General features: G+C 50.0%; 4 protein-coding genes and 2 pseudogenes. 5 read left to right on the top strand and 1 reads right to left on the bottom strand.

The genetic code is table 11. The features are described 5' to 3' along the window. Positions 1-523, bottom strand: a 523-nt coding sequence (locus RTK32_RS19720; RefSeq protein ID WP_312046931.1) for a replication initiation protein, incomplete at its 3' end; no start/stop codon positions are given. 503 nt (positions 524-1,026) lie between these two features. Between RTK32_RS19720 and RTK32_RS19715 the strand changes: the two genes are divergently transcribed. From RTK32_RS19715 to RTK32_RS19695, 5 genes and pseudogenes are all read left to right on the top strand, one after another. Further along, positions 1,027-1,350: a TrfB-related DNA-binding protein gene (locus RTK32_RS19715; protein WP_312046930.1), complete on the top strand. Its 324-nt coding sequence runs from the start codon at positions 1,027-1,029 to the stop codon at positions 1,348-1,350. A gap of 14 nt (positions 1,351-1,364) precedes the next feature. Continuing rightward, positions 1,365-1,742, top strand: coding sequence for a peptidase (locus RTK32_RS19710; protein WP_312046929.1), 378 nt, complete (start codon positions 1,365-1,367; stop codon positions 1,740-1,742). An 89-nt stretch (positions 1,743-1,831) separates the two neighbouring features. Beyond that, positions 1,832-2,059 (top strand): annotated as a pseudogene (locus RTK32_RS19705) (DNA polymerase V subunit UmuC); the annotation flags it as partial. Positions 2,060-2,132: 73 nt separating this feature from the next. Next, positions 2,133-3,116, top strand: a complete 984-nt coding sequence (locus RTK32_RS19700) for a tyrosine-type recombinase/integrase (RefSeq protein WP_010260799.1) — start codon at positions 2,133-2,135, stop codon at positions 3,114-3,116. Between the two features lies 1 nt (position 3,117). Next, positions 3,118-4,061: pseudogene (locus tag RTK32_RS19695) on the top strand (integrase); the annotation flags it as partial.

Raw genomic sequence — 4,061 nt, 5'->3', positions numbered from 1 at the left:
CAGAAAGCCAATCATGCGAAGTGACCCAAATCTGGGAGCTTCTGAACTGGCAGAGGCTCTCATAAAGTCGCACAGTACGGGGATTTTTAAGGCTGCCACAATCTCTCAATGAATAGGTTGTGAATTGGCTTCCCAGAACATACAGATACGGCAAGACCTTATGGTTGAATTCAATTTCCCATAAGCCTTTACTTGAGCGCCCCCCCGCCTCTGTCAGCCAAGGACGAGCGATCACATCATGACGGCCAGTCTTAGGATAGAAAATAATGGCAGAACGTGAGAGCTCAAACACTCCTTCTTTAACGTCCCGACTAGCCTGATTACGGCTTACATTGAAGATATCTTCGTAATCTGCAACAGCGACGGTAAATATTGGATTTGCAGACTCCTCTTCATCAGTGAAGTAAGTTTGCATAAGACATAGCCACAACACACGTTTTGCCTTCAAAGATAAATGATAAGCAGCTTCAGTTAGCTCATTCGATTGCTTAACATTTATCTTTTTTTTCAACACATTAGCCATAACTAAAATCTTTTGTGGGTCAAATTATGACCCCCACAATACCACCTAGTACACTCAAGTCAACTAATTATTAATTCCTGTGTGATGTAGGGCGGATTCCCATAGTAACTAGGGGTAATTCCCATAGGGAGTAGGGCGGATTCCCATAATATGTAGGGCGGATTCCCATAGTAACTAGGGCTAATTCCCAGAAAGACCCCTTTTTAACTCAATAATATCAATAGTTTATCCCACCCTAAAAAGCTTTAAAAAGCTTAAAAAAACATTAAAAAAGCTATTAAAAATAGTGCTGTGGATAAGTGTATAAGTTAGCTTTGACAATGAAACCGGCTTCACTTCGTTCACCCGGTCAACCCCTCGGCAGCGCAAAAACAAGTTTTGCACCGCCTCGCGGTTTCTACTAAAACGGAGCATATATTCACAGGTACAGTCACTTTATACTTCTGTTGACTATGGCAAGCGCTACACTTAACCTTTTCCAAAATTATGAATTTAGGTGACATATGGCGCAGAAAAAACAAATGACACAGCAGGAATGGGATCGGTTAATTCCAGCTATGGCGACCTACGCGCATATAACCACTGAGATCGGCTATGCAGTTCTGGTCCAAGGTGAGCGGCAAACTGATGTTGCTGTTCGGGTTGGTCGCACAAAACAAAATGTCGCAAATGCTGTCAAACGCATATGGGAACTCTATCAGCAGGCAACAACTGATGATGGCGAAAATCTTGAGTTAGTAAGCGTTTGGCTACCAAAACCTGAAGCTGATAAAGTTAGAACGATCGCGGCCAGATTTTCGATTAACAGTGAAAAAGTTAAATTGTAGAAGATGGAGCATAAATGGCTTTTCAGTCACCCGCAGCTAATTTCACAGAACAACGCCTTGATTTTACTACTTTAGTAAAATTATCATCACATTCTTCTTACGTATTTAAAAGTGCAAGTGACTATCCTGACGTTGGGATCCTTAGAGGATCGTTACTGGCTGTAGATCGAGCAATCCCCTTCAAACATGATCAGATTGTCATTGCCAATGTAGATAACGATCTAGTTCTACGCCGCTTACTGCTTACACCTGTTACTGCACTTCAGGAACTTGATGGCATCAGAACAATTACGCCATTGTCACACGACCATGAGTTGCCGATCTGGGGTGTAGTTGCATACGTTCTCACTGATTTGGCTGGGGCAGGTTTTAAAACGAACGAAAACGTTTAACTCGGCCTCTCAGAACATTTCATCTTGTAAAAATTAAGGCAAGCATAAATACTGTATTCATATACAGTATTTATGATGAGTTCCAGCCTATGTTTGCGCTAGTGGACGCCAATAACTTCTATGCTTCATGCGAAACGGTTTTCCGCCCTGATTTAAGAGGAAAGCCGATCTGTGTGGTGTCTAATAACGATGGATGCGTGATAGCTCGCTCAGCAGAAGCTAAGAAGTTGGGAATCCCCATGGGGGCCCCGCTCTTCAAAAATGAACGCTTTTTTCATGAAAATGGTGTAATTGTTTTCTCTAGCAATTATGCGTTATAGTAAGTTACGTGGAATGCAACATTGATTGAGTAAACTTTGAACAGCAAAGCTGTTGTCAGAGGAGAATGCAATGCTGATTCCACCGAGTGAACACGTTCTGTTGCTGGCAGAGCGCTGGCTGCAACTGTTATCCGATCTGGGGCGGGCGCAGGCCACGCTAACAGCCTACCGCAATGCCCTCCGTCATTACTTTGCGTTCTGCAGCCAGAACGGAATTAAACCTGAAAAGGCGCGGTTTGAAGACCTGGCTGCCTATATTAGTCCTCAGTTACCCGGGATGCCTTTTTCCGCGGCCAGCGCCACGCTCCAGCTTCGCCTGTCGGCGATCCGCCTCTGGTATGACTTTCTCATGTACCTGGATCTTTGCACGGTCAATCCGCTGCCCCGATCCGGCACGCCCGGCATGCTGAGTTCCGGCCGGGGACTGGTTCCCCGCGTTGTAAAGCTGCCGCGCATTCCTGACGATGCGCAGTGGCAGTGTTTTCTTTATCATGCCGCCGCTTCCCCACTGCGTGACCGCCTGATGCTGGCATTAACCTATTACGGCGCGCTGCGTCGGTCTGAAATTACCTCGCTAAGTATTGACGACTTCGACTTTGCTCACCGGCTCATCCGCATCCGGGCAGAAACCACCAAGAGCCGGCGTGAACGAATTGTCTGTTACAGCCCGGCAGTAGTGCCAGTGCTGGCCGCGCACCTTATGCAGATGAAGCGGACCGGAATCGTAAGAGGTGCCCTGTTCCGTTCTGAGTCCGATCGTAATCAGGGCGGGCCGCTTTCATTCTGGACCTGGAGCAAAACGGTACGGAAATGGGCGCTTGAGTCTGGGATGCCGGACATCTCAACCCATACCTTCCGGCACCTGCGACTCACACACCTTGCCCGCGCGGGCTGGAAGTTGCACGAACTTGCCACCTATGCAGGACACCGCGACCTGACCACAACACAGATTTATATTCATCTTTCTGGCAGGGACCTGGCTGCCCGGATGGCTGGCGCGATTGAAACGGCAGATATCAGGATGGCGAACCTCATTTTCAGAACAGAGAAATAACATGAGCCCACACACACCGATTGAAAACAGCCGGCATCCGTTCGACATGACTGAATACCGGCTTGAGGCGTCACTGACCCTCGCTGAACGGACGGCACTGAGCAGCGCTCACAGCCGGTCCCGTATGCTGCGAACGAAGCCGGTGCCGGACCTCATCAGGCCGCTGATGGACATTGCCGCCGGAAGCGGATGCGGCAGCAAAATCACGGGGCTGGTGATAGCCGGATTGCTGCGCGAAATGCATGCAGACGGCATGCCCTGCTGGTGCTGGCCGCAGGAACGCTGGCTGACGCTGTGCCGGGAAGTCAGGGAGGGCCGTCCGTTAATGGCCGCTTTTGCCTGGCATCTGGCTGATTTGCATGACCCGCTCAGCCTGCCTGATATACGTAAACCCGCGCTCTATGCTTCTGCCATCTTCGGCCAGGCTTTTTATCACCAGGAGCTGGACCGGCTGACTGATACGCTGACGTCGCTGGGTTATGCCCCGACCAGCCAGAAAAATCATGTCTCGGGTATACTGGCAACACTGATGATCATGAACAGGGATCCCCGGCTTGAAACGTTTACGCCTGAACTCCTCTGGCGCGCCCAGAGCGGGACAGACAAGGGAATATCCCGTTACGTCGGCCGCGTTTCACATGCACTTGCCGCACTGGGGATTATCAGCGCCCCGGTGAGGATGCGAAACTATAAAAAATGGTACGAAAAGCCGGTCGAAGGCGTCGATCCGGCCTGGGTGCACTGGTGCCGGCGCTGGCGGGAAACGTCGGTGCTCAGGCCGCGCACCCGTGAAAGCCAGTACAGCTTTATTCTGCGCTGCGGCCTCTGGCTGAAAAAGGAGCATCCGGAGGTTCGGGAACCGGCAGACTGGACAATGGAAACCTGCGCCAGCTTCATTGCGGCGGTAGGCCGGATGAACGTGGATGAGCTTCAGCTGGGCACGGA

This window comes from Erwinia sp. (genome assembly GCF_031978025.1).
Lineage (GTDB): Bacteria > Pseudomonadota > Gammaproteobacteria > Enterobacterales > Enterobacteriaceae > Erwinia.
The sequence above is the reverse complement of the archived record's forward strand: the minus strand, read 5'-3'. Positions and strand labels throughout refer to the sequence as shown.